This is a genomic window from Spirosoma foliorum, from assembly GCF_014117325.1.
In the GTDB taxonomy this organism is placed as follows: Bacteria; Bacteroidota; Bacteroidia; order Cytophagales; family Spirosomataceae; genus Spirosoma; species Spirosoma foliorum.
The window spans coordinates 6,846,879-6,871,880 of the sequence record NZ_CP059732.1; the positions used below are offsets into that span (position 1 = coordinate 6,846,879).

Sequence of the window (25,002 nt, forward strand, 5' to 3'; positions counted from 1 at the left end):
TTATGGAGGATTTACGAATAGAATTATCCTTGTTTTTGTCATCCCGACGTCAGGAGGGATCTTCGGTAAATAACCAGTTGCTGAAGATCCCTCCTGACGTCGGGATGACAAAAAATAACATTATAAATCACTGATAATCAGTTGCCAATTTTAGATTCTATCCATTATTCACGTTAATTATTGAGTCGGACTAATTAATTTCTTTTTAGACTCACCGGGTTAAAACCCGGTGAGTCTAAAAAGCTACTTAAACGCGACATTGAAGCTACCTTCGGTCAACGTACTTTTGATCGTACCAGAGGCATCATAGGTCGTAAAGCTAAATGTGCCGATCACATTGGTAGCCGTCTTTTTGGTAATCGTAACGGTTCCTGCGCCACCGTTTCGGGTCGAGAAATCAAATTGATTGACCGTCATAATGCCAAGATTAGTCGTGTTAATAGGAAAGGTTCCTTCGCCAACGGTTTTAGGTAATAGCAGGGCAACCAGGTTTCCGGTTTTACTATCGAGACCATAAATACCGTAGTAATTATCATCCCCTGGCGAGGTGGTCAGGGCATAGTTTAAGTCAGGTGTGTAGACATATCCATCAACTTTGACCTGAAAACCCACTGCCACCTGAGTGGTCGACTGTGTGGGTGTAGTTGGTGTTGTAGGAGTAGTTGGCGTAGTCGGGGTCGTGGTGGTTTGCGTTTGAGCAGGCATTACATCATCCGATTTTTTGCTGCACGCGCTAAGCGTAGAAATGATGGCAAACAGGGCGATTACATACGTAGTTTTCATGACTGAATAATTGGTTGTTTTGTGAGTGATTTTTAGGAAAAGCCGATGGTTTATGCGGCCTTGTTTTCCTTTGATGAATCAAACCTACAACAACCCGAAGGCCCTCATTGAGGCAACTATACAGGAAGCGGCTTTGGCTTTAAGAGCGGTGGGCACCAGTATACAAGTGGCGAAGAATATATATGGGCTCTACTTTTATTATCTGATAGTCAACACCCTAATGACTTACCCCTGTTCGGGGAAGTAACATATCGCTGTTTTCAGGCATAGCTACCGGCTGAATGAACGGGTGTTTTATTTCCGGGAAAGCTTTTTGAATTGACGCATGAATACGCACAATGGCCTGATTGATAGCATCAGTTGTTAATTCAGCGTGGAAATTTACGCTCTGCACTAAGGTGATTTCTTCTGGACCGAGATAGATTGTCGCAATTTGAATCGTCTTTAGAACCGCTGGATCGGCTTCGGTCAATGCCACTAACTGGGCAGACAGTTGTGGAGAAACCCCTTCGCCCAGGAGTAAACTTTTGCTTTCACGCGCCAGAACAACGGCTACACTGACTAACAGCAAGCCAATGAGAATCGACGCCAGCCCATCCAGATAGGGGTTGTTAAAGGTATGCCCTAAAAACACGCCTAGAAAGGCAATGATCAGGCCTAAGACATCGGACGCATCTTCAAACAGAATCGTGAACGTAGCCGAGTCTTTACTATCTTTTATAGCCGCCCATAGCGATTGATCACCACGGGTAGCATTGAAAGCTCGCCAGGCAGTAATCAGGGAATAACCATCTAATGTAAAGGCAACCCCCAACACAATGTAATTCCAGAACGGGTCTTTGATCAGCTCTGGATGTTGCATGTGGGTTACGCCTTCGTAGAAGGAAACGCCCCCACCTACGGCAAAAATGAGGAGTGCCACTACATACGCCCAGAAGTATTGCTCACGCCCATACCCAAACGGACGCTTTTGATCGGGTGGACGTTGACTTCGACTAAGCCCCAACAGCAATAACAACTCATTCAGCGTATCGACCAATGAATGAATCCCTTCCGAAATCATCGCCGAACTTCCTGTAATACTGGCAGCAATAAACTTAGTGGTGGCAATACCTAAGTTAGCGGCTAACGCCGTGTAGATTGGTGTTTTAGAAGAAGCCATAGTGTTGAAACTGAACCCGGTTTCAGATGTTCAACCCTTAAACTACTTCTTTTTGTGGATAATGGCACGTGTGGTACAGACTCGCGTTCGCGTGATGTCGGTTACCTATAACCGACATTCTTAGGTTTCTCAAAACCTACTCTTTGAACCGATAGGTTTTGAGAAACCTAAAAGTGTCAGGTTGAAGAACCTGACACTACGGGACGGAAACAATTACTCTATAATCCTGAGGTTGTGAAATTATACACACCTGATCCAATTTTCAGCACTACATAACCAGGTTCGGTAGCGGATACCATCAATCCTGCCGCTGTTATCGATTTACCATTCTCCCGAACAGATTCAGCACTTTTGGCTGGGACATAGACGGTAGCTGTCGTGTTGGCTGGAATTTCTACTGTAAACGACAGATTATCTGCTTCTTTTTTCCAACTCGACCGAACCATGCCGTAATACGTTTGCAAACTGGCACTCGCCGATGTTAAGCCTCCGCCTGGTTGTGGCTTAATGATCGTGTGTTTATAACCAGGTCCGGCTTCGTCGGTATCAATGCCGGTAATGGTTCGATACATCCAGTCGCCAACGGCTCCGTATGCGTAGTGGTTAAACGATGTCATGGATGGACTTTGGAAAGTACTGTCGGGTTTCATCGAATCCCAGCGCTCCCAGATCGTCGTGGCTCCCATTTTCACCGGATATAACCACGATGGGTACGTTTCCTGCAACAGTAACTTGTAAGCCACATCGGTCCGGCCAAAACGAGTTAATACGTGGCATAAGAAGGGCGTGCCCAGAAAGCCCGTGGTTAAGTGGTTGTCATATTTTTTGATATTGCCAACCAGTCGATCTACCGCTTGCGGGCGCAGATTTTCGGGAATCATGTCGAATTGCAATGCCAGTACATAAGCGGTTTGGGTATCCGAAATCAGACGTCCGCTTGGGGTCATATAAGCGTTCTGGAAGGCTTTTTTAATCCGTTCCAGAAGGGCCGTATAATGGACAGCGTCTTTGGTTTTACCTAATAACATAGCTGCTTTTCGCATCAGATCGGTACTATAGGCGTAAAAACATTGCGCTACTAAATGATTGTCGGTGAAGGCCGATTTGGCCTCAAAAGCCGGGCTGCCTTCGGTAGTTACGTAGGATAACCAGTCGCCAAACTGGAAACCTTCACTCCAGAGATCATTTTTCGCCACACGTTCCATATAGCCTTCGTACGCTTTCATGGTGGCGTATTGTTGCTCTACAACACGCCGATCGCCGTAGGCCAGGTACATGTTCCAGGGAATAATAATGCTCGCATCCGACCAGCCTGCTGCACCTGTTGGTTCATCTTTAACCGGCCGTTTATTAAGCACATCAGGGATGATAAACGGAACGGCTCCGTTCGGAAACTGATCGGCAGTAACATCTTTGAGCCACTTGGCGAAGAAATTATTGACGCCAAAGTTGAAAGCCGCCGTTCGGGAAAACACTTCGGCATCGCCAGTCCACCCAAGCCGTTCGTCGCGCTGCGGGCAGTCGGTAGGAACGTCGAGGAAATTACCCCGTTGACCCCATTGAATATTGCTTTGTAATTGGTTGACTAGGGCATTCGAGGTCGTGAACTCGCCGGTTTTCGGAATGTCGGAATATAGGGTTATCGCGGTAAAATCAGCGGGATTGATTGGGCCGGTTAATCCATTGATCTGTACATAGCGAAAGCCGAAAAAGGTGAAATGGGGCTCAAGCGTTTCGGTCCCTCCTTTGAGCAGATAGGTTGCCAGTGCTTTTGCTGTACGCAGGTTTTCGAAGTAGGGATTACCGAATTTATCGAGCATCTCCACGTGCGAAAGCACGACTTTATCCCCAGCCTTTCCGGTTACCTTGAACTTCACCCAGCCCACCATATTCTGCCCGAAATCCAGCACGGTCTCACCTTTGGGCGTCGTTATCACTTTTACGGGTTTGCGGGTTTCGTGCTGCCCAACCAGTTCGTTATAATTGGCTACCAGATTGGTATATCCAAACGGTTTCGTTGTTACACCCGACCAATCGGAATCGGAGTAGCCTGCAGTTGTCCAGCCTGCTTTTTCAAGCCGGGAATCGTAGATTTCACCGTCGTAGATTTCGGCAAAACGAACGGGGCCTGTCGATGATTTCCAGCTCTCATCAGTAATAACTGTCTCCGTACTTCCGTCGGTATACGTAATGGCCAGTTGCCCCAATACCGCCAGATTTTTGCCGTACATATTCCGTTGATTCTCCCAAACCAATCGGCCCCGATACCAGCCGCTGGCCAACGATACACCAATCGCATTCTTGCCTTGATTCAGCAGATTCGTAACATCGTAAGTCTGATACTGAAGGTGGTTGTTATAGCTTGTCCAGCCGGGTGTCAGATAGGCATCACCAACGCGTTTTCCGTTTATCTGGGCTTCGTAGAGGCCATGCGCCGTGATAGATAAAGTAGCCGAACGCACTTTCTTTGATGCCGAAAATACCTTCCGCATCAGGGGACTAGGCCTATTAAGAGTGTCTTCCACATAGCCCGGCTCGATCCATTTGGCTTTCCAATTTTCGGCAGACAACATACCCGTTTGCCAAAACGCTACCGGACTCCAGACCGATGGCTTGGCCGATGTGTTGTCCCAAATACGAACCTGCCAGAAATACCGCTGACCCGGCTTTAGGGCAGCCCCCGCATAAGGTACATGCACCGATTGATCGGAGGCAACCCGACCCGACTGCCAGACAGTCCCTTTAGCTACTGAAGCAGCGTCGGTGCTGATCCGTATTTCGTAAGCGGTTTGTTGAACATTCTGTTTCGTAGCAATCAGTTGCCAACTAAACCGAGGAGTGGTCACATCTAAGCCAATGGGGTTGACTCGATTTTCGGTTAGCAGTTGTTGAACGCTCGATTGAGCAACAGACCAGACACTAATCAATTGAAGCAACGCAAAAAGAAAACGGTATTTTTTCATGCAGACTTATAAAGAGGGATTCGATACGGATTATATGATTTTTCAAATATAAAATTCACTTATACAGATACTTCCCTATACTTTCCTACTTTTTGGTCTGTATATTAAGCGATCCGTAAACACCATTAAGTTCATTGCTAGTTAGTAAACATCTGAAAAAGTATTACGTATAGTTTACGTTACTATATACCGTTTCTTAAAAAACTATTTCCTATTTTTCGAGTATATATCATAGAAATCATGTGTCAAGTCTGATTAATCGAATGAGATAAAGGACTTTACGAATGTCATTTTTGGGTAAAGCCGATGATTTAGTGGATCAGACCCCCTTCTTACTTAAATGAGTTCAACAACATCCAGCAAACACAATACACCTTTAAAATCTCTGCCAAAATCCCCAACCGGGATTAATGGCCTGGATGAAATAACGACGGGAGGCTTGCCCGCCGGACGCCCAACCCTTATTTGTGGTAGTGCCGGTAGTGGCAAAACTTTGTTCTCAATGGAATTTATTGTTCGTGGAGCAATGAATTATAATGAGCCGGGTGTCTTTATGGCCTTTGAGGAGAAAACCGAAGAACTGACCCAAAACGTGGCATCGTTGGGTTTTGACCTCGATCAGCTTCAAAAAGACAAAATCATCAAGCTCGACCACGTTCACATTGAACGAAGCGAAATAGAAGAAACTGGCGAGTATGATCTGGATGGTTTATTTATCCGATTAGGGTATGCCATTGATAGCATAGGAGCCAAACGGGTGGTGTTGGATACAATCGAAAATCTGTTTGCAGGTCTGTCTAATCAGGGAATTTTGCGAGCAGAGTTACGACGGTTGTTCGAGTGGTTGAAAGAAAAGAAAGTAACCACTATCATTACGGGGGAAAAAGGCGAAGGGATGTTAACCCGTCACGGTCTCGAAGAGTACGTTTCCGACTGCGTTATTTTATTGGATCACCGGATCAACAATCAAATCTCGACCCGTCTTCTTCGTATTGTCAAATATCGGGGCTCCGTACACGGTACCAATGAATACCCATTTTTAATTAACGAGAAGGGCATTTCGGTATTACCCGTTACGTCTCTGACGCTGGATCATCCCGTCTCGTCCGAACGTATCTCATCGGGCATACCTACGCTGGATAAAATGCTGGATGGTCAGGGCTTTTTCCGGGGCAGCAGTATTCTGGTTTCGGGCACGGCCGGTACCGGGAAAACCAGTATTGCAGCCTCATTTGCCGATGCCTCCTGCCAACGGAACGAACGCTGTATTTACTTCGCTTTTGAGGAATCGCCCCAGCAGATTATTCGAAACATGCGTTCTATCGGCCTTGATCTCCAAGGACATATCGATAATGGCTTGCTAAAATTTCAGGCATCACGCCCAACTTTGAATGGCCTTGAAATGCACTTGGTAAGCATTCATAACCAAATTAAAGAATTCAAGCCAGCAGCCGTTATCCTGGACCCAATTACCAATCTGATCACGGTTGGTTCCGTCAGCGATGTCAAGTCAATGCTGATGCGGTTGATCGATTTTTTACAGGCCGAACAAATAACCGTTCTGTTCACAGCACTTTCGCTAAATAATGTGGTCAATGAACAAACAGACGAAGGTGTTTCATCATTAGTAGATGCCTGGCTGCTGGTACGCGATATCGAATCGAATGGCGAGCGGAATCGGGGCATGTACGTCATGAAATCGCGGGGTATGAAGCACTCGAATCAGGTGCGGGAATTTGTAATTACCGACAAGGGGCTAAGTATGATTGACGTTTATTTAGGCCCCGAGGGCGTATTGACGGGATCGGCCCGAGAAGCGCAGCAATTACAGGAAGAGACGGGAATGGTCCTGCGCGAACACGCCGTTAGCCGTAAAAATCGGGAAATTGAACGCAAGCGATTAATACTCGAATCAAAAATAGCGAGCCTGAAAGAAGAGTTCGAATCGGTACAGGATGAGTTAAATAAGACCTACGTTGAGGACGAATTACGAAAAGAGGTGATGGACAAAAATCGTGAACAGATTACCCGTAACCGACATAATGAGTAATTTATCAGGTGACTCAACTAACTATCGATGAAAACAAAAGAAGATACCTGGGAGTTGCGACTCTATATTGCCGGAAACACGCCTAAATCGCAAACTGCTCTGAGCAATCTGAAAAAGTATTGTGAGGAGTATTTGAAAGATAAATACATCATTGAGGTAATCGACTTGTTGGTAAAACCACAACTGGCCGAAGGCGACCAGATTTTTGCGGTGCCCACCTTAGTCAAAAAGGTACCTGAACCCATTCGCAAAATCATTGGCGATCTCTCTAATGAAGAAAAAGTTCTGGTAGGCTTAAACATTCGTCCGGCAAGTAAGTAGATGATTGAACCATCACAACCAGAGGATACCGATCCAGATGCCGAAGACGGTTTCTACGTATTGCATTTATTTGTAACAGGAGCATCCCTGCATTCAACACGGGCAATTGCAAATCTTAAACACATTTGCGAATCGTATATACCAGGAAAGTATTCACTGGAAATTATTGATGTGTATCAGCAAAAAGAACTGGCAGAACGGGAGCAACTGATTGCGTTGCCTTTATTGATTAAACGACTGCCCTTGCCCGAACGAAGATTAGTTGGTGATTTGTCAGACACCGAAAAGATACTCGCCGGATTAGGAATTTCCAGGTAATGAGCATGAATGGGGGGAAAACATACGAGCAACTGCTAGCCGAAAATGAAAGTCTGCGCTGGCAGCTCGAAGAAGCAACCGAAACAATACAGGCCATTCGTACTGGTCAGATCGATGCCTTAGTTGTTGAGGGCGAAGACGGTCATGAGCTTTATACGCTGAAAACAGCTGATCAAACCTACCGGATTTTTATTGAAACGATGAATGAAGGGGCTGTCACGCTGAATAAAGACGGCCTTATTTTATACAGTAATTCAACCTTTGCTACTATGGTTGAATTGCCCCTATCGAAAGTAATTGGGTTGTCTTTCAACCAATTTACGACCCCCGATTGTCAGGAAATGTTTAATGACTTACTCCGGGGAATCTGGACGGGCAATCGAAAGATTGAGTTCATGCTTATTAGCAATAACCAAAACCTGGTTCCCTGTCAACTTTCGGCAACAGACCTTGAGCTTGATGGGGGAGTTTGCCTGAGTATAATCCTGACCGATCTGACCGCTCAGAAACATAGCCAGCAATTGCTAAGAATTAACAATGAAAAGCTAGCCAAGGCCAATGCTGCGCTGGAAGTTAGTAATCAGGCCCTGAATCGATCCAACAATAATCTTCAGCAGTTTGCTTATATCGCCAGCCATGATCTACAGGAGCCTTTACGAAAGATCCAATCGTTTGGCGACCTTCTGAAAAGCCAGTATAAAGATCAGTTAGGTGATGGAACCGGGCATTTGGAGCGAATGCAGGTAGCGGCCAGCCGAATGTCGACACTGATTAAAGATTTACTGAGCTTTTCCCGCATCTCTACTCAACAAAACACAACGACTTCCATTTCGCTGAACGATGTAGTCAACATCGTTCTTAGTGATCTGGAGCTATTAATTCAGGAAAAAAGTGCCGTTGTTTCCGTCGACCCGTTGCCCACGATACAAGGCGACCGATCGCAACTGGAGCAACTATTCCAAAATTTATTGACGAATGCCCTCAAGTTTCGCCGGGCTGGGGTTACGCCCCAGATTCGAGTCAGCTCTCAAACGGTAGATTCGGCAAAATTGCCTGTCTCGATAAAACCAATTCTCCAGGCTGATACCTATTACCAAATAAGTGTGTCGGACAATGGTATTGGTTTTGACCAGAAGTACGTTGATCGGATTTTTCAGGTTTTCCAGCGCCTGCATGGTAAGACGGAATTTCCGGGTACAGGTATTGGCCTGGCTATTTGCGAAAAAGTAACCGCTAATCATGGCGGAGCCATTACCGCTATTAGTGAACCAGGCGAAGGTGCCACATTTGAGATCTATTTTCCTATACAGAGTAACATAACGCAACTCTAGCGATACGGATTATTACGTTTTCTTAACCCGTTTTACATTCGAAATAAGGTATTAAAAATTGGGCTAAATCCCAGTTTGAGCGTATAAACTATGCCTTCTCAACCCCCAAATGTGTTCTCAGATTGGTTTCTAAAGGCTTTGCCTAACTTCTGACAACTTGTTTATATATATGTATATACACCGTTAAATAAATTCATAGTCCATCTGTTAACTAAAATCGAATATCAATGTCTATCAGTCATATATATATATTTATTTTGTAAACTTAAGCTAACCCATAATTAACGATTTATCATGCAGGTCTCTTTAACCGACGAAGAGATGATTCGGCAGTATTTACCTACTCAGCCCGATCATTGCTTCGAAGCTCTCTATAACCGGTATGTCAAGAAAGTATACCGCCGGTGCCTGTCAATGACTAACGATTCTGTACAGGCCGAAGATTTCACCCACGATATTTTCTTGAAGGTATTTAATAAACTGGATGCCTTTCAACAACGATCCAGCTTTTCGACCTGGCTTTACTCCATTGCTTACAATTACTGCGCCGACCAGATCAAACTAGCCAAACGATTACCAACCACCACGCTGGAAGGAAGTCAGGACTGGTACAAAACAGAACCGTTGGAGGCCCAGTTACACGAAGAAACGCTCCAGGTCGTCAGACAGGCCATGGATACCCTATCGGTTGAAGAGCGTAAGTTATTGCGTTTAAAATACGAAGACAACATGAGTATTGAAGAGATTGCTCAGTTGTATGGACTCAAGCTCAGTGCGGTTAAAATGAGACTAAAACGAAGTCGGGAAAAAGTGCACCGATTGTGCGCACGACAGTATCATGGATAGGCCACTATTTTTTTTATTTATTTTTATAGTTAACTAGTGACCACTTGATACCGTTACCGTCTAAAGGAATATTAGTAATTAACACAACTAACAAGGCCAGACATATCGCATATGTCTGGCCTTGTTAGTTGTGACTTATACAGTAATCAGGCCATTTTTACCAGAAAACCCTGCTATGTAATTGCTAACGGCTCTAAAAATCAAAAGCCGCTTTCGTAAAAGCGGCTTAGAACTCATCTATAGGCAACAGGACTCTCGGGCCCCGGAAGAAATTCAGGAGGGTACACTTAGCTTAGAATAAGTTTTTAATATCGATTCGACGGTGCAAATGCTCTTCGTCTTTAAAGGGCAACATCACCATAACCCGGCCTTGTTCGTGAACAGCTTCGATATGATCGGCGTCGATGAACGACGGAATATCCAGAACCCGGAGGAACATAGGCACGGCCAATCGTTGACTGGTGCCTTCTTCCTGACGTTCAGACGTACTCACTAGTAACGTATAGAGAACGAGCTTGCTACCCTCGACCAACACATTAAATGAATTAGCCTTTACACCTGGAGCCGATAAGGTAATGATTAAGCGTTCATCTTCTCGCTCAACATTCATGGTGGTCTGACTCGCCCCACCATATAGGGTGTTCAGCAAGTCGATCTGACCGCCAGTTCCCTTAAACACGTTTTCTATCGTTTTCATAGTGGATGTTGTTTTACTGCTTAATTCAATTCATTTATTTCTTAGACAAACGTCGTGCCTAATGGATTAATCCTATTTTATAAGTCAGGATGTCAGTTCAAAAAGCCTTATTTTCGACAGTATATGCCGTTTTGACACAAGAGAAGGGCATTCTGACAGTTTTACGAGTTTATGTACGTACTGAGAATAGTGTTGCGATTTATGGTCTCTGTGGGGTTCTCTTTCTACACTTTGCCACAGTCGCCTTGTGTACCTAAAAACCTGACGTTCCTGCCGTATCTTTGCTAGATCATGCATATCAAAGTTGGAACTCGAAGCAGCCGACTAGCAATCTGGCAGGCCGCTTACATACAAACGTTACTTCAAAAAGCGGGCTTGACCTCTGAGTTGGTGCTTATTGAAACCAAAGGTGATTTAGTCCTCGACCGCTCACTCGCGAAGATTGGTAGCAAAGGTGTATTTACGCAGGAGTTGGAAGACCAGCTGCGCGATGGCACGATCGATATTGCGGTTCACAGTGCCAAAGACCTTCCCTCAAGTTTACCTGACGATCTGGACATTATCGCCTTTACGGAACGAGAACTGGCCAACGATGTACTGGTTAGCCGAAATAAAGACGTATCCCTTAAAGGTGGGCAGCCTTTCCGAATTGGCACCTCATCGACACGCCGGGTAGCTATGCTGAAGCATTATTGCCCCCATTTGACAGCCGTCGACATGCGCGGCAATTTGCAAACCCGGATTCGTAAACTCGATGAAGGCCAATGCGACGCCCTTTTGCTTGCTTACGCGGGTGTTCACCGGATGGAATACGACGATCTGATTGTTGAACATTTACCCATTACCGAATTTACGCCCGCTGTTGGTCAGGGAAGCGTCGCGATTGAAGTGGCTACTTCTTTAGATAGCGAAGTAGCCGAAACCCTCACCCGAATCATTAATCACGAGCCAACTGCCGCCTGCTTACGGGCCGAACGGGCCTTTCTGGCCAGACTCGAAGGAGGATGTAGCATTCCATCGTTCGCGCTGGCGCAATGGACCAACGAACAGACCATCAGCCTAACGGGTGGTTTAGTTAGCCTGGATGGCAGTCAGCTACTTCGCGAAACTTTTACGGGCACACCTCAGGAAGCGCCACAGCTTGGTCATTCACTGGCCGAAAGCATTCTGGAACGCGGGGGCGATGAGTTATTACAGCAAATCCGCCAACAACTATGACAATAAAAATTGCCCAATCCGACGCTGATATTCGGCGCTGCATTCCTGCCATGCTGGCTTTACGGTCGCACCTAACACCCGAAGAAGCGTTTGAGCGAATCCGCTCTCAACAGGCGACCGATGGTTTTGTGCTTGCGTTCGTAGAGCCTGAGAATCCAGACGATACGGTGCCTGCCGTAACGGGTTATCGGTACCTGAATTTTCTGTACAGCGGCAAAACCCTTTACATCGACGATCTCTCGACGTTACCCGAAGGGCGTGGCAAAGGATATGCGGGTGCTTTAGTCGATTTTGTGATTGGCCAGGCGAAACAGTCGAATTGCCAATGTGTGTCGCTCGATTCGGGTCAGAACCCAGCACGTTACGATGCCCATCGACTCTACCTGAACAAACGATTCAATATTGCCAGCCACCATTTCAAGCTGGATTTATAATGATTTTTTAAACGCAAAGGACGCAGAGAAATCCTTTCTTTGTACATCGTAAATCGTTCCTCGTAAATCGTAATTCGTTTAGTATGAATCTTTTCCGAATTAGTTGGAGTAATCTAAAAGATAAGCCCCTCAGCAGTTTTCTGAGTGGATTGCTGATGACCTTTGGCATCACGATTATTTCGCTGCTGTTGTTGCTGAATAAGCAATTAGACGATCAGTTTCGGAAAAATATAAAAGGCATCGATATGGTGCTGGGTGCCAAAGGAAGCCCCTTACAACTGATTCTATCGAGCATCTATCAGATTGATTCACCAGTGGGTAATATTCCGCTCGACGAGGCCGAACGATTGACGCGCAACCCAATGATCAAAACGGCTATTCCGTTATCAATGGGCGACAACTACCGCTCGTTTCGGATTGTAGGAACGAACAAAAAATACCTCGATCACTTCGAAGCTACCGTTGCCCAGGGCAAGTTGTTCCAGCAGAATCTGGAAGTAGTTATTGGTCCTCGGGTAGCCGCTGTTACGGGCTTAAAACTTGGGGATACCTTCTCTGGATCACACGGTTTAGATCAGGATGGCGAGGTTCACGCCGACACCAAATATAAGGTTGTCGGCATTCTGAATGCAACCAACACCGTTACCGACCAGCTCATCCTGACGCCCCTTTCGAGCATATGGGCCATCCATGATCATGGTCATGAAGAAGGCGGGGAACATCACGAGGAAGCAGAAGCGCATGAAGATCATGAGGCAGAGCACGAAGAAGCTCCACATGAGATTACCAGTATGCTCATCAAGTTTCGGAATCCGATGGGTATGATGCTGGCGCGTGGAATCAATACCAACTCGAAGCTCCAGGCAGCGTTGCCGAATATTGAGATCAACCGGCTGTTTTCGTTGCTGGGTGTAGGTATCGAAACCTTGCGGGGATTGGCTATCGTAATTATGCTCATTTCAGGCATCAGCGTATTTGTGTCACTCTATAATTCGCTGAAAGAACGACGCTACGAAATGGCGCTTATGCTTTCGATGGGTGCCACACGCGCGCAGTTATTTGGTATGCTCCTACTGGAAGGCTTAGTACTCGCCCTGATTGGGTTTGGCTTGGGAATCCTGGTCAGCCGGGTTGGCCTGTGGCTATTTTCAAACAGTGTTTCCGAAGACTATCACTACAACTTAGCCTCGTTTGGTATTCTGCCCGAAGAATGGATTTTGTTAGGCGTCGCCATTCTAATCGGCTTAGTGGCTGCTGCCCTTCCCGCTATAGGCGTCTACCGCATGAACATCTCCAGAACGCTGGCAGAAGAATAGAGAGATGTATGATGTAGTATGTATGATATATGATGTAGCTGACGCGAACGAATACACCTTACATCATATATCATACATATTACATCATACATCTAAAATCAGCCCACTACATTATAAATAACAACCGGTTCTGCTTTGTTTTTCAGCTTCACTTCGCCGATGCGTTCGCAGGTGAACGACTCGGCGATTTCCTGCTGAGCCGTTTCTGTAATCACAATTTGACCAGGCTGTGCTGCCGATTGCAGGCGCTGAGCTGTGTTCACAGCATCTCCGATTACGGTATAGTCCAATCGGCGGAGGGTTGTGGAGCCGATATTTCCCGATACCATCTCGCCCGTATTGATCCCAATCGATACTTGTGGGTGATAATCAGGGTTATTCGCCAGACTATCCTTGAGCGTAGCAATTTGCGTCCGTACAGCCAGCGCGGCTTCGATGGCGCGATCAAAGTGGTACTCACCCCGGAAAACAGCCATGACGGCATCGCCCATAAACTTATCGACGTAACCACCCTGCCCGAGAATTTCCTTAACCATCACATCGAAATACCGATTCACTAACCGAACAACCGTATCGGGTGATTCGCGCTCCGAAATGGCCGTAAATCCGCAGATGTCAATAAACAAAACCGTTGCCACTACAGTCTCACTGGCAGAAAGAGACGCTTCAAATTCGGGCTTATTCATAAACGTCAGCACCGATTCATCGACGTACATCCGAAGAATGTTGTTCTCTTTGATCGCCTGCAACGTTTGACGGAGTTGCTTAATATACTCCATCGTTTTTTCCATGGTCAATTCCAGATCTTCAAAATTGACCGGCTTGGTCACGAAATCAAAGGCTCCCCGATTCATTGCGGTGCGGATATTGTCCATGTCGCCATAAGCCGACACGATTACCGCTTTAAGCATTGGGTTGTTTTCCTGCAACTTAATCAACAGCGTCAGACCATCCATGCCCGGCATGTTGATGTCCGTCAGCACCATATCTGTATCAGGCTGATCTGCGAGCATTGCCAGCGCTTCGACGCCATCATGGGCAAAGATGAATTCGTATTTCTTTTCTCGAATCTGTCTTCGAAACTTTTGCTTAATCAGCAATTCAAGGTCCGTTTCGTCATCAACCACCAATATCTTGGCATTCATGCTAAATCGTTCAGTTTTTGTTTGAGAACCGTAAAGTCGAGTGGTTTTGTCAGAAAATCGTTGGCTCCCAATTTAACGGCCTGCTCCTGCGACTCAGGGTCGCCATAAGCTGTAATCATCATAACAACGGGTGGCGGAGGAGTCTTAAAATCCTGCCGGATGTGGCGTAATAACTCAAAGCCACTCATACCGGGCATATTGATATCGGATAGGATCAATATAACTTCCGATGAATGACCAGCCAGGTAAGTAAGAGCTTCTTCGCCAGAATTAGCGAAGTCTAACTTCAATTCTGAATTTCGAATTTCGCGACGAAACCGCTGTAGAAACAAATCTTTTACATCTAGCTCATCGTCGACCACTAAAACTTTCATCATAATACGGGAAGGGTATAAATCAAAGATAGAAATTTTGCCTTAGGCATCAACCTACCCCAGGTTACTACGCGTAACATAACAACAAATTTAACACGGTCTGGCGGTCAAAAGGCAGGCTTTTTATAGATACCGACTTTCTGGGACGACTTCCGGCGGTATGTTCTAGAAAATGTTGTCATAGATTTGTAAACTTACTGCTAAACAACCGCTATTCATGTCTCCAACGCCACAAGAGGCCCCTATCGACTCAGAAGTAAGTCCTTCTGCTGGCATACCTGAACTTGATCGTTTACCAATTCATAAGCCAAAAAAAGACAAGGGTAAGAAGGCGAGTAAGGGCGTAGAAACCTTATTTCGGACTACGATGTCGAACCATATGAAGCTTAGCGAAATGGCCGACCGAAAAGCTAACCTGATGATTTCGATCAACGCCATCATCATTTCTATCACCATTTCTACCTACGCTCGAAAATTCGACGCGCCCGCCAATCTGCTTATTCCGAGCTTATTGTTATTAGCAGTCTGTCTGGTTACGATCATCGTTTCGCTCCTGGCGACGAACCCTACCATTTCGCCACTAAAAAAACGAGGCAATGTGGAGACCGATCGCCCGATTGATCTTCTGTTCTTCGGTTACTATTCCCAGCTTTCCCGCAGCGAGTATCGCCAGAAACTGCGTACGTTACTTGGCAACGACGATGATCTCTACAACAGCCTGATTGATAACATCTACGCCCAGGGTCAGGTACTTTCCAGAAAATACCGATTGCTCAAATTTGCCTATCAGTTTTTTATGATTGGCTTCTCGATTGTTGTCATCTCGGCTGTAATCGCCTTGATCACTACTTATTATAGCTAACCCCTTTTGAGCTTTTAACCGCAATGCCCGACTTGGCATTCTGCTTAAATTTGGTCTGGGCCAGTATTGGTTTATTGATCAGCGCATAGAAATCGTCCAGATACTTAAGCGTCCGCTTTACGTAGGCCTTATCCAGTCGGCTATCGTTTTGATACAACGCATACATCTGCGGCTTTACCTGATTGAACTTATCGAAGACCTGTAGAAAAACGTCCATCGAATAAATTGGTCCCCGATAAACTCGCTCTCTTACCGAAATAATATCGAGCTGTTCGGCAGGCTTGGCATAGGATGCTTCCACAATTCCGGCGTGGTCAAAATCGTACGGCACGGGTAGCGAGCTTGATATTCCATTCGCAAACAACCGGATGTTGTGTAAATAAGGCACCGACCAGTCGGTGTTGCCTATCATGTATTCAAACACCGCTACCGTGGCCATGCTGAGCGTATCGGCATAACCCATGTTTGTTTGCTTCAGGGTATTGGCGGTAACTCCGTTTCGCTTAGCCAGATCACCCTCGTCTTCGAGAAGGCAGCCCCAATGTGTTTCGGGAGCGCGTTTACCCAACGAATCGACATACGTAACCCGAACCAGTTGGGTACGGAAACTCAAATCGGTCAGCAAATTATAAAGCTTATAAACCAGATGCTCCCGCACTATCCATTCTTCGAGCTGACAATGCGTGACCAGTTTCAGCTTATTCTGATTCGCAAACAGCGTATTTTTTACCTTCTTCTTCGGAAAGTTTACCAATAAGGGCGGGAAGGAACAATTTACCTTACTACGTCGGAAGTTACCTCGCACTTTCAGCGTAAGCGGAATACTATCCGTCTTACTACCATCCTTATAACTTAAGACAGCCGGATGAGCGGCTGTTTTTTCCCCTCTATCCTTCATCAGTGTCCGCAGGTTGGTCGTCAAGGTGAATTCCAACCCATCCTCACGATCAAATAAGAGCGTCGACGTTGGTGAGCCAGCGGTTTTCGTACTATCCTGCGCAGTAGCAATTATTCCTGTTAGAAGCCCTACTACCCAAAAGAGCAAACTAAAGCGATAGAGTCGTTTCATAGTTTTTAGGCCAGTAGCCGATATTTTTTCATTCTCGCCGGGTTAAAACCCGGCGCATCTGATCAATTCTGTGTTTTTGCGCCGGGTTTTAACCCGGCGAGAATGAAAAACCACGCTTATTTTACAGCAGCAGGTGGTGTTAGATACTTAGCCAGAAATTTATAAATCTCCTCTCTTGACTCACGTGCCAGCTTGGTATCCAGTCGATTAAAACTATGCCCACCCGGAGCATCCTGATAAATTTTATACTCGAACTTTTTCTCGTGCGCTTTTAAGGCATTGATCAACGATTCAACTTCCAGCACATTTACATCTTCGTCGTTCGTATTGGTATGAATCAGCAACGGCGTTTTTAATTTCTGTGCATTCCAAACCGGCGACCGACGGCGGTATTCAGCGACATTATCTGATGGGTCTTTGCCAATGTGGGTAGCCGCCGAGAATATGGTTCGGTAACTAGCTGGCTTATAACCCAATCGGGCAATGATGTCGGTAACAGGTACACCCGCATAGGCTACTTTATAGTCTTCGGGATGATCGAAGATGTTCATCAGGGTAATCATACCGCCGTGACTCCAGCCAATAATACCAACCCGATCCGCATCAACCTGGGGCATGTTTTCAACAGCCCATCGCTTCCCGGCCAATACGTCGTCATTTTCGTAATCGCCGTAGTCGATTTGATTGTAGAAGGCTCCGCCGTAGCCAACACTCCCCCGATATTCCGGCGCTAGAATCATGTATCCCTGGTCGATTAATTCACGAACAACGTGTGCATAAAGTGTACTAAAGTCGCCGTGAATACCATCGTGTACAAAAATGAGAAGCGGCAATTTTTTAGTCGATGCAAATTTCCGGGAAACAAACGTATACGCTGGAATCACGACCGGATTGTTAGCTCCTTGCCCAGTCGGATTTTTGATTACATGGGGCGGCTTGCTGGCATATCGCACCTTATCGATAACGGCCACATCACCCAATTTCTGATACCATAATAAATCATCGACACTTTTGGCTAAGCCCTGATCGGCAAAGCGTTGATTTTCTTCTAACTGCCGAACGCGTTCGCTTACATCCGTTTGGGCTGGTGGGGTTGCTTGAGGAGGGGGAGCTTGTCCAAAACTAGTGAGATGAATGAGGAAGGTAAATAATGTAACGAGATACAGGTTGTACATAAGTTAGTTGATTAAGTTATTGGCAAAATACTATTGTTTCTACCTAAGCTCCATCATCTAATCTGTATCTTAAGCAGGAAGGGAAATTACGAATTTTGTGCCTTCGCCCTCCTTACTTTCTACGGTTAATGTGCCGTTATGTCCTTTAGTTACAATATCATATGCCAGCGACAAACCTAAGCCGGTACCCTCGCCGGTGGGTTTGGTTGTAAAAAAGGGCTGGAATATTTTTTGCACCACCGATTCTGGAATACCGGTCCCATTATCGCTCACAGTAACCACTGCCTGATTACCTATTTTTTTGGTCGAAACCATTACGGTAGGTTGATAGGGTTCAGGTAGAGACAAGGCATGCCTTGTCTCTACGGTCTGGCGTTGGTTTACGGCATAGAACGCATTGGTGAACAGATTCAACAATACCCGACCGATGTCCTGAGAAATAACATTAACCTCACCCAATGACGTGTCGAAATCCGTCTTCAACGTGGCATTGAATGTCTTGTCTTTGGCTCGCAAACCGTGATAAGCTAATCGCAGATATTCATCGGCCAACGCGTTTACATTGGTTGGCTCTTTACGCCCTGTGCTTTTGCGGGAATGTTCCAGCATTCCTTTTACAATGGCCGATGCTCGATTACCGTGCTGACTGATTTTGTGGAGATTGTTTGTCAAATCGGTCAATAGCTCATCTTCTAGTTCTTCGTCCCGATCAGGCCCTTTCTTCCGTTCTTCCCTTACTTCCTGAACCAGTTCTACAGATACCTCCGAAAAGTTATTGACAAAATTGAGCGGATTCTGAATTTCATGGGCAATCCCAGCGGTAAGCTCTCCCAAGGAAGCCATCTTTTCGCTTTGAATTAGCTGATTTTGCGTTGATTTCAATTCGGCCAGTGCCTGATTTGTCTGGTCTCGCTGGGCCTGAATTTCGGCCTTTTGCTGTTGTAAAACAGCGTTAGCTTTCTGCTTCTGGCGATTATTACGGTACATCAAAAAAAGCACCCCTAACACTAAGCCTATGCCAATAAGTGCTCCAAGCAGCAACTGCCGTTGCCGTTGTGCCATGGCCATCTGCAAGGCTTTATCTTTTTTCAACAGAGCAATCTGGGTTTGTTTTTCGGCCAGGCCATAGTTGTATTGAAGGAGTGCCAGTTGCTGTTGCGTATTTCGCCCAGACAGTGTATCAACATAAGCAATGTATTTTTGCTGGGCAGCGTACGCTTCGGCATACTTATGTTGGTCGGCATATACTGCCGCCAGGATCTCATTGGCATCTCGCGATGACTCCCTATTCCCAATTTGCCGACTTAATTGCCAACTGCGAAGGCCGTATGCCAGCGCGCTATCGGGCTGATTTTTTTTGAGATAGGCCCTGGCTAATACAGTATAAGTCCAGACAACCACCTCCGTTTCTGGTATTTTTGTTAGTACAATCAACGCGCGATGGGCGGTACGAAGTGCCTCATTGTAGTTTCCCTGCGCTACATAAGCGGCTGCCAGATTGCTTTCGGCCTGAGCCGCCAGACGAGGCCTATTCAATGCCTGCGCCAGCCGGATCGCCTTATCATAATAGCGCTCGGCCCGGTCAAAATCTCCCTGAAGCCGATAAAGCTCCCCGAAGCCGTTCAACGATCGGCAAATTCCTTCCTGGTCATTTGCCCGTTCGAACAGTTGAATAGCCGACGATAAAACAGTTAAACCCTGCTGATAGTCAGCCAGTGTAATGTATAACGTAGCCAGACGGGCCGTCGTGGTGGAGAGCACTTTCAGGTTACCGGATTTTTCGGCTAGTCGCTGAGCCTGTAAATCGTGTGTGAGCGCCAATACATAATCACCCCGTTGCGTATAAAACCAACCAATCTGGCTTAGTACACGCGCCATCCCGATCCGGTCGTTCAGGCGCTTAAATAACGCCAGCGATTTGTTTAAGTAAGGAAGCGTTTTGTGGAAATCTCGATAGGTGTCATGCCCAATGCCTAACTCATAGAGGGACATAGCTTCGCCCCACGGGTACTGGATTTTTCGGGATAAGGCCAATGCTTCCTGCGCCAGCGCAACGGTCTGTTTGGGGTCATCCCCCCGAACTAAATAGGCCAACTCATTTAGCCGGTTCACCCGAACGGTATCTGCCCGTAGATGACTGGCCAGTTGAGTACGCAACGCTGTTCGCAACGAATCCTGCGCCTGTACGCTCGATACGCTCAGCCAGAATAACAGACTAACTAACAGTAGGCGAATCGGCATAAGATTAGTGTCAACCCGATGATCAGGCTGGCAATGTTATGGTAAATGTTGTTCCTTCTCCTTCTTTACTCGCTACCTCCAACGTTCCACCATGCCCTTTGGTCACAATGTCATAGGCTAATGACAGCCCTAAACCAGTACCCTCACCCGTCGGTTTAGTCGTAAAAAAGGGCTGAAAAATTTTTTGCACCACCGCTTCCGGAATACCAGTCCCATTATCGCTGACCGTAACGACGGCTTCTTCATTGGCACAACGGGTACTGATCGTCACCGTGGGCTGATAACCAGCGTCCTCCCCTTTTTTCTGACGTTGCTGAACGGCGTAAAATGCATTGGTAAACAGGTTCAGTAGCACCCGGCCAATGTCCTGAGGAATCATACTGATTTCGCCCAGCGACGTATCAAATTCTGTTTTCAACGTGGCATTGAACGCTTTGTCTTTGGCACGTAAGCCGTGGTAGGCTAACCGAAGATACTCGTCGGCCAGCGCGTTCAGATCGGTCAGTTCGCGCTGACCCGTACTGGCGCGGGAGTGCTGAAGCATGCCTTTTACAATAGACGAAGCCCGCCCACCATGATGACTAATTTTCTGAAGGTTCTGTTTGAGATCAGTCAGCAATTCTGCTTCCAGTTCGTGGTCACGATCCGATTTGGCCTGCTCTTCGGTCAATTCATCAATAAGCTCAATACTGACCTCCGAGAAGTTATTAACGAAATTGAGTGGATTCTGGATTTCGTGGGCAATTCCGGCGGTGAGCTCCCCTAGCGATGCCATTTTCTCGCTCTGAATCAGTTGGTTCTGCGTCGCCTTTAATTCGGTAACCGTTTGCTCCAGTTCTTCTTTTTGCCGGGTAATTTCGGCCGTTCGTTCGGCAACCAGGTATTCCAGTTCGTTCTTCTTCGCTTCAATAATACGCCGTTGCTCAAGCTCCTTCTCGTGCTCTAGCTGCGCTTTGGCCAACGACTTTTTCTGGTTGTAGGCAATAACAACAAACGTAAGAAACCAGATGATGGCAAAGGTAGAAGTCGAATCGACATAGTCATCGTTGGCTTTATAGAATTTAGGCGCTAAATGCTCTAGTAAGTCCTTAAAAATGAGCACAAAGGCATAAGGACCAATAGCCAGTAGTAGCGTTCGGGCAGGTCGGAATTCATAGAGCTGGGAGATGGTATAGACGATCGAAAAAATAATGATCAGCTCATACCAGATTAGCCAGGGGTCTGGAAATATCTCTCCGAGCGCCATCAGGATCAATCCCGTAAGCCATGTCTGCTTTAGGTATCTATCCCAGCCGGGTAGTCGTTTTTCCGTCTCCAGAAACCGTCGGAGATAGCGAATTACGGTAGCAGCTATACCAATCGCTATAAATGATTCGCCATCGTGCCAATTCATACCTGCTCTTTGTTAGTATTGACCGATTGACGAGCAATGAGTTCGTTCTGCCGCCGAATGCGCCCCGATAAACTTCTGACGATACTCCGCAATACTTCGCCCCGCTCTTCCATCAGATCGAAGAAATCATCCTGATCGATCCGCAGTAGCCGAATATCTGTAACGGCTTCGGCAGTAGCGGATCGGGATTCGGTGTCCAGCAAAGCCAGTTCGCCAAAGAAATCTCCTCGCCCAAAACGAGCCAACTCCGTTTCGCCATCCAGAATGACTACTTCGCCCGAGTAAATTACATACATGCCAGAGCCCAGATCGCCCTTATGGAAAATGGTTTCGCCAGCCGGATGCTGCTCCTCTTTCATAATCGGCGTTATGCTGGCCAACACATTTTCGGGCGTTTGCGAAAACAGACTGGTTTGCGCTAATAGCAGGACACGATCGTAGGCGGCAATCTGGTCGGTCGAATGGGTTGAATGACTCATAAGCAAAGGAGATAAGGCAGAAAAACGAGACGCTAATGATTGTTGAGCCGCTAACGCTTCGTTGGCAGGCAAGCTCCGCAAAGCAACACTTACTGTCCAGGCAGAGAAAATAGTTTCGCCCATTCGTAGGATAAACGCCCGAATCGATTCAGGCTCCTGAAACGCGCCCAGTTCAACATCAAGAATACGAACCTTTTCGGGTCGGGGCAAATCGTCGACCAGAACTTGCAGGGTTTGATAGGTAGCTCTTGGAATTAGGTTATCGAGCATTTCGAGCGCATTGGCCCGACGCTCGCGAGCAGGGTGATTAACCCCCATACGGGCTCCGGCAATCGTATCTGAATCATAGAGTTGCGTCAGAATATCAAACAATCGCTGAAGCACGACCGACAATTCGTAATCAAGCGTCTCGGTCAAATCAGCATCTGTCAAACTACCGTGCATCAGTCGTTGGGCCAACAAAACCTCCTCATGCATCAAAGCCCGGAATATCGCATCATCGTCGGGTTCGTTAGGGAAACGCCGTAAGGCACGCAGCGCTACGCCACGCACCTGTAAATCATGCTCCTGAGCTAATTCATTCAGCAGATGGCGGCTTTCGGGCGAATAAATAGCCCCGCAAATGGCGGCAATCCGCTCCATCACCAACTGATCTTTTGTGGACTGCCGAACCCGACGCAAGGCCGGAATCAGCTCAGGACCGCGTGTTTTCAACGCCTGGACAACAGCCCGGCCAATGGTTTCGTGTGTTAAGTTATCTAGTAAGTATTGAGTCAGTTCTTTATTCGACAGATGGCCAGCCGCTGAGATAGCCGCCTTCTTCACATCGGGCATTGAACTGGTTAGTCGTTCACTAACAAGTGGGGCAAACTCATTCAGGTGTAAAGACGCAATTAGGTTCAGCGCCAGTTGTTGATGAGCGGGATCTTTATCGGTAGCCAATTGCCGCAAACTTGCCTGAGCAGGCGAATCGTGTGGGTTTAGTTCTAACACGCCTTTAACAGCCCCCAGCCGAATGTTCAGATCGGTATGATTGATGAGCGGAGCCAATTCTGATGGTTCCACGTTAATTCGGCGACCTAACAGATACGACGCCTGTTGCCGCAAAGACGGCTCAGAATCGGCCAGCGCAATGTGCATTAACTGTTTATTGGGCGCGGGCTGATTTGAATGCGTTATGGTAGCCAGCGTTCGTCGGCGAACATTGGCATCGGCATGCGTCAGTAAAACAGGAATCCGCTGACTCAGTTCGCTCGGCTTATGGGCATCGAGCCAGCCAATGGCCACAATCACATCTTCTGGCTTCGGACTCTGCAATTGCTGGATCAGACTTGCCTGCGCTACGGTTGGCATAGCTAATTGATCGCTCTCCAGAAACCGGCGCCCAATGGCATCATTCAATTCGAGCAGGTAGCGTTTATAAGTATGCTGCAACAGCCAGATGGCCCCAGCCAGCAAGGCAACCCAAACCAGTGCACCACCTGATTCGAGGGTTGTGTGAAAAACAAAAATAAGAAAGCCCGCTACCCCTAACCCAACTGGCTCATATAACCCCTTGGCCAGTGTATGACCTTTCAGCCGTTGTGGAGGTAACAAAGGCTGAAACAATACCAGAAATACAGGATCGAATAACGCCCGACGAGCTACTTCAAACACTAAATAAAGACCACAGAAATAAACAAGCAATACAGTCTCACTCGTGGCGGTATAATGCATTACAATCAGGCCAGCCAGCCCAATCAAAGCGACCCAGGGTAGAACCAGCAATGATCGTTGTACGCCAAATTTATCGAGTACCTGCCGCGACAGAAGCAGCTTGACCAACATAGCTACGCCATACGTCAGGGCCAGTACGTAGCTCACATACCGAATCACATCCGTTTGATCATGAAATCGGTGTTTTACATTAATGAAGAAATTGTATTCGATTTCGGTAGCCACAGCGGCCAGCACAGCCAAACTCAAACACATATAAAAAATGAGTTCGCTCCCTCCAAAGCGCTTACCAATCAGCCGGGAAGGCTCGCGGCCAACTGCCCTATCGGAGCGATGTGGTGCGTGCACATCGTGCGACTGGATAGTTAGGTGAACAATATAAAGTGCTGCCAGAAATGCCCCAAAGGCCACTATCAACAGTCGAAGTACATCAGCATGGGCATGCACCAAAGCCGCCAGAATGGCCCCTAACGCCTTAGCGGGCATATCGCCCGAGCTGATCACACCAAACAGGCGTTTGCTCTGTCGTGTATCGAACACAACCGCTGAAACACCCCAAAATTCAAGATTTGTTAATAAATAAATGATCCGGTAGCCCGTCATGATCGCTACGGCAGCGGCTACCGAATGCCCCACAATCACTAATATTCCGAGTACCACTGTCATGACCACCGCAGCCAGCAGTACTCGTACTGCCAGGCTGCGCAAGGCCAGGTGATGCTCGTAATACGCATATATTCTTCCCACGCCAATCATACCCAAGGCAGCAACCACATAGGCCACAGGCAGACTGGTTTCGGGGTGATTCTCAAGCAAAATGGCATTGGATGCTACATAGATCAGAATAGTACCAATGCCTAACAGAAAATTATGAATAAAAAATAACCGCACGGTTCGACCTTCTTCTGGTCGAATTCCCAGGGCGCGTTGCCATCGGTGGGCTGAAGAAGTAGTGGGTTGATAGGTAACGTCGGGACCAACGGTCATAAGCAGATTTCGGACACGATTTATCGTCAAATATACACAGCCGTCGATGACAAGATGCCAGTGTAGTAGCTAATATGCCGTTTGGCCTACTTAGCTAATCCATTCTAATACCTTATCATGTG

At 46.8% G+C, this 25,002-nt stretch carries 20 protein-coding genes; 9 read left to right on the top strand and 11 right to left on the bottom strand.

The window, feature by feature from the left end; genetic code table 11:
* Positions 1-243: 243 nt before the first annotated feature.
* The 3 genes from H3H32_RS28840 to H3H32_RS28850 form a co-directional block, all read right to left on the bottom strand.
* On the bottom strand, positions 244-783 hold the full coding sequence (locus tag H3H32_RS28840; protein ID WP_182459185.1) for a DUF6252 domain-containing protein: 540 nt from the start codon (positions 781-783) through the stop codon (positions 244-246).
* A gap of 217 nt (positions 784-1,000) precedes the next feature.
* Complete coding sequence (locus tag H3H32_RS28845; RefSeq protein ID WP_182459186.1) at positions 1,001-1,945, bottom strand: cation diffusion facilitator family transporter; 945 nt, start codon at positions 1,943-1,945, stop codon at positions 1,001-1,003.
* Between the two features lie 218 nt (positions 1,946-2,163).
* On the bottom strand, positions 2,164-4,908 hold the full coding sequence (locus H3H32_RS28850; RefSeq protein WP_182459187.1) for a family 78 glycoside hydrolase catalytic domain: 2,745 nt from the start codon (positions 4,906-4,908) through the stop codon (positions 2,164-2,166).
* 340 nt (positions 4,909-5,248) lie between these two features.
* Between H3H32_RS28850 and kaiC the strand changes: the two genes are divergently transcribed.
* From kaiC to H3H32_RS28875, 5 genes are all read left to right on the top strand, one after another.
* Positions 5,249-6,958, top strand: coding sequence for a circadian clock protein KaiC (gene kaiC / locus H3H32_RS28855; RefSeq protein WP_182459188.1), 1,710 nt, complete (start codon positions 5,249-5,251; stop codon positions 6,956-6,958).
* Between the two features lie 27 nt (positions 6,959-6,985).
* The gene (locus H3H32_RS28860) at positions 6,986-7,279 is read left to right on the top strand and encodes a circadian clock KaiB family protein (RefSeq protein ID WP_182459189.1); all 294 of its coding nucleotides are present in this window, start codon (positions 6,986-6,988) and stop codon (positions 7,277-7,279) included.
* Positions 7,280-7,597: a circadian clock KaiB family protein gene (locus tag H3H32_RS28865; protein WP_182459190.1), complete on the top strand. Its 318-nt coding sequence runs from the start codon at positions 7,280-7,282 to the stop codon at positions 7,595-7,597. It abuts the gene before it with no gap.
* 5 nt (positions 7,598-7,602) lie between these two features.
* Complete coding sequence (locus tag H3H32_RS38070) at positions 7,603-8,928, top strand: sensor histidine kinase (RefSeq protein WP_182459191.1); 1,326 nt, start codon at positions 7,603-7,605, stop codon at positions 8,926-8,928.
* A 294-nt stretch (positions 8,929-9,222) separates the two neighbouring features.
* Positions 9,223-9,774, top strand: coding sequence for an RNA polymerase sigma factor (locus H3H32_RS28875; RefSeq protein ID WP_182459192.1), 552 nt, complete (start codon positions 9,223-9,225; stop codon positions 9,772-9,774).
* Positions 9,775-10,066: 292 nt separating this feature from the next.
* Here H3H32_RS28875 and H3H32_RS28880 read toward each other — a convergent pair whose 3' ends face one another.
* Positions 10,067-10,471, bottom strand: a complete 405-nt coding sequence (locus H3H32_RS28880; RefSeq protein WP_182459193.1) for an Hsp20/alpha crystallin family protein — start codon at positions 10,469-10,471, stop codon at positions 10,067-10,069.
* A gap of 291 nt (positions 10,472-10,762) precedes the next feature.
* On the opposite strand from H3H32_RS28880, the gene hemC reads away from it, so the two are divergent.
* The 3 genes from hemC to H3H32_RS28895 all read left to right on the top strand — a co-directional run bounded on the left by hemC (position 10,763) and on the right by H3H32_RS28895 (position 13,439).
* Entirely contained in the window at positions 10,763-11,689 is a 927-nt protein-coding gene (hemC, locus tag H3H32_RS28885) for a hydroxymethylbilane synthase (protein WP_182459194.1), read from the top strand.
* Complete coding sequence (locus H3H32_RS28890; protein WP_182459195.1) at positions 11,686-12,123, top strand: GNAT family N-acetyltransferase; 438 nt, start codon at positions 11,686-11,688, stop codon at positions 12,121-12,123. Before hemC ends, H3H32_RS28890 begins: the two co-directional genes overlap by 4 nt.
* Before the next feature lie 83 nt (positions 12,124-12,206).
* Positions 12,207-13,439 (top strand): ABC transporter permease, encoded by a 1,233-nt coding sequence (locus tag H3H32_RS28895; RefSeq protein WP_182459196.1) that lies wholly within the window; start codon positions 12,207-12,209, stop codon positions 13,437-13,439.
* A gap of 98 nt (positions 13,440-13,537) precedes the next feature.
* Here H3H32_RS28895 and H3H32_RS28900 read toward each other — a convergent pair whose 3' ends face one another.
* On the bottom strand, positions 13,538-14,584 hold the full coding sequence (locus H3H32_RS28900; protein ID WP_182459197.1) for an adenylate/guanylate cyclase domain-containing protein: 1,047 nt from the start codon (positions 14,582-14,584) through the stop codon (positions 13,538-13,540).
* Positions 14,581-14,961, bottom strand: a complete 381-nt coding sequence (locus tag H3H32_RS28905) for a response regulator (protein WP_182459198.1) — start codon at positions 14,959-14,961, stop codon at positions 14,581-14,583. The genes H3H32_RS28900 and H3H32_RS28905 overlap by 4 nt, the downstream gene beginning before the upstream one ends.
* Before the next feature lie 214 nt (positions 14,962-15,175).
* Between H3H32_RS28905 and H3H32_RS28910 the strand changes: the two genes are divergently transcribed.
* A complete protein-coding gene (locus H3H32_RS28910; protein WP_182459199.1) occupies positions 15,176-15,820 on the top strand; it encodes a Pycsar system effector family protein in 645 nt (214 codons plus the stop codon).
* Here the strand turns inward: H3H32_RS28910 and H3H32_RS28915 are convergent.
* The 5 genes from H3H32_RS28915 to H3H32_RS28935 all read right to left on the bottom strand — a co-directional run bounded on the left by H3H32_RS28915 (position 15,804) and on the right by H3H32_RS28935 (position 24,880).
* On the bottom strand, positions 15,804-16,889 hold the full coding sequence (locus tag H3H32_RS28915) for a hypothetical protein (protein WP_182459200.1): 1,086 nt from the start codon (positions 16,887-16,889) through the stop codon (positions 15,804-15,806). The genes H3H32_RS28910 and H3H32_RS28915 overlap by 17 nt on opposite strands.
* A gap of 116 nt (positions 16,890-17,005) precedes the next feature.
* Positions 17,006-18,064 carry an alpha/beta hydrolase family protein gene (locus H3H32_RS28920; RefSeq protein ID WP_182459201.1) on the bottom strand — a complete coding sequence of 353 codons (1,059 nt, stop codon included), beginning with the start codon at positions 18,062-18,064 and terminating at the stop codon, positions 17,006-17,008.
* Positions 18,065-18,133: 69 nt separating this feature from the next.
* Complete coding sequence (locus tag H3H32_RS28925; RefSeq protein WP_182459202.1) at positions 18,134-20,305, bottom strand: tetratricopeptide repeat protein; 2,172 nt, start codon at positions 20,303-20,305, stop codon at positions 18,134-18,136.
* A 22-nt stretch (positions 20,306-20,327) separates the two neighbouring features.
* The gene (locus tag H3H32_RS28930; protein WP_182459203.1) at positions 20,328-21,698 is read right to left on the bottom strand and encodes an ATP-binding protein; all 1,371 of its coding nucleotides are present in this window, start codon (positions 21,696-21,698) and stop codon (positions 20,328-20,330) included.
* On the bottom strand, positions 21,695-24,880 hold the full coding sequence (locus tag H3H32_RS28935) for a cyclic nucleotide-binding domain-containing protein (protein ID WP_182459204.1): 3,186 nt from the start codon (positions 24,878-24,880) through the stop codon (positions 21,695-21,697). Before H3H32_RS28935 ends, H3H32_RS28930 begins: the two co-directional genes overlap by 4 nt.
* Between the last annotated feature and the right edge of the window lie 122 nt (positions 24,881-25,002).

Bases quoted from the DNA above. Each gene is read 5' to 3' on its own strand.
- H3H32_RS28900 (WP_182459197.1), bottom strand. From the start codon at position 14,584: ATGAATGCCAAGATATTGGTGGTTGATGACGAAACGGACCTTGAATTG.
- H3H32_RS28875 (WP_182459192.1), top strand. From the start codon at position 9,223: ATGCAGGTCTCTTTAACCGACGAAGAGATGATTCGGCAGTATTTACCT.
- H3H32_RS28865 (WP_182459190.1), top strand. From the start codon at position 7,280: ATGATTGAACCATCACAACCAGAGGATACCGATCCAGATGCCGAAGAC.
- kaiC (WP_182459188.1), top strand. From the start codon at position 5,249: ATGAGTTCAACAACATCCAGCAAACACAATACACCTTTAAAATCTCTG.
- H3H32_RS28890 (WP_182459195.1), top strand. From the start codon at position 11,686: ATGACAATAAAAATTGCCCAATCCGACGCTGATATTCGGCGCTGCATT.
- H3H32_RS28930 (WP_182459203.1), bottom strand. From the start codon at position 21,698: ATGAATTGGCACGATGGCGAATCATTTATAGCGATTGGTATAGCTGCT.
- H3H32_RS28920 (WP_182459201.1), bottom strand. From the start codon at position 18,064: ATGTACAACCTGTATCTCGTTACATTATTTACCTTCCTCATTCATCTC.
- H3H32_RS28935 (WP_182459204.1), bottom strand. From the start codon at position 24,880: ATGACCGTTGGTCCCGACGTTACCTATCAACCCACTACTTCTTCAGCC.
- H3H32_RS28850 (WP_182459187.1), bottom strand. From the start codon at position 4,908: ATGAAAAAATACCGTTTTCTTTTTGCGTTGCTTCAATTGATTAGTGTC.
- H3H32_RS28880 (WP_182459193.1), bottom strand. From the start codon at position 10,471: ATGAAAACGATAGAAAACGTGTTTAAGGGAACTGGCGGTCAGATCGAC.
- H3H32_RS28910 (WP_182459199.1), top strand. From the start codon at position 15,176: ATGTCTCCAACGCCACAAGAGGCCCCTATCGACTCAGAAGTAAGTCCT.
- H3H32_RS28915 (WP_182459200.1), bottom strand. From the start codon at position 16,889: ATGAAACGACTCTATCGCTTTAGTTTGCTCTTTTGGGTAGTAGGGCTT.
- H3H32_RS28905 (WP_182459198.1), bottom strand. From the start codon at position 14,961: ATGATGAAAGTTTTAGTGGTCGACGATGAGCTAGATGTAAAAGATTTG.
- H3H32_RS28860 (WP_182459189.1), top strand. From the start codon at position 6,986: ATGAAAACAAAAGAAGATACCTGGGAGTTGCGACTCTATATTGCCGGA.
- H3H32_RS28925 (WP_182459202.1), bottom strand. From the start codon at position 20,305: ATGCCGATTCGCCTACTGTTAGTTAGTCTGTTATTCTGGCTGAGCGTA.
- H3H32_RS28895 (WP_182459196.1), top strand. From the start codon at position 12,207: ATGAATCTTTTCCGAATTAGTTGGAGTAATCTAAAAGATAAGCCCCTC.
- H3H32_RS28840 (WP_182459185.1), bottom strand. From the start codon at position 783: ATGAAAACTACGTATGTAATCGCCCTGTTTGCCATCATTTCTACGCTT.
- H3H32_RS38070 (WP_182459191.1), top strand. From the start codon at position 7,603: ATGAATGGGGGGAAAACATACGAGCAACTGCTAGCCGAAAATGAAAGT.
- H3H32_RS28845 (WP_182459186.1), bottom strand. From the start codon at position 1,945: ATGGCTTCTTCTAAAACACCAATCTACACGGCGTTAGCCGCTAACTTA.
- hemC (WP_182459194.1), top strand. From the start codon at position 10,763: ATGCATATCAAAGTTGGAACTCGAAGCAGCCGACTAGCAATCTGGCAG.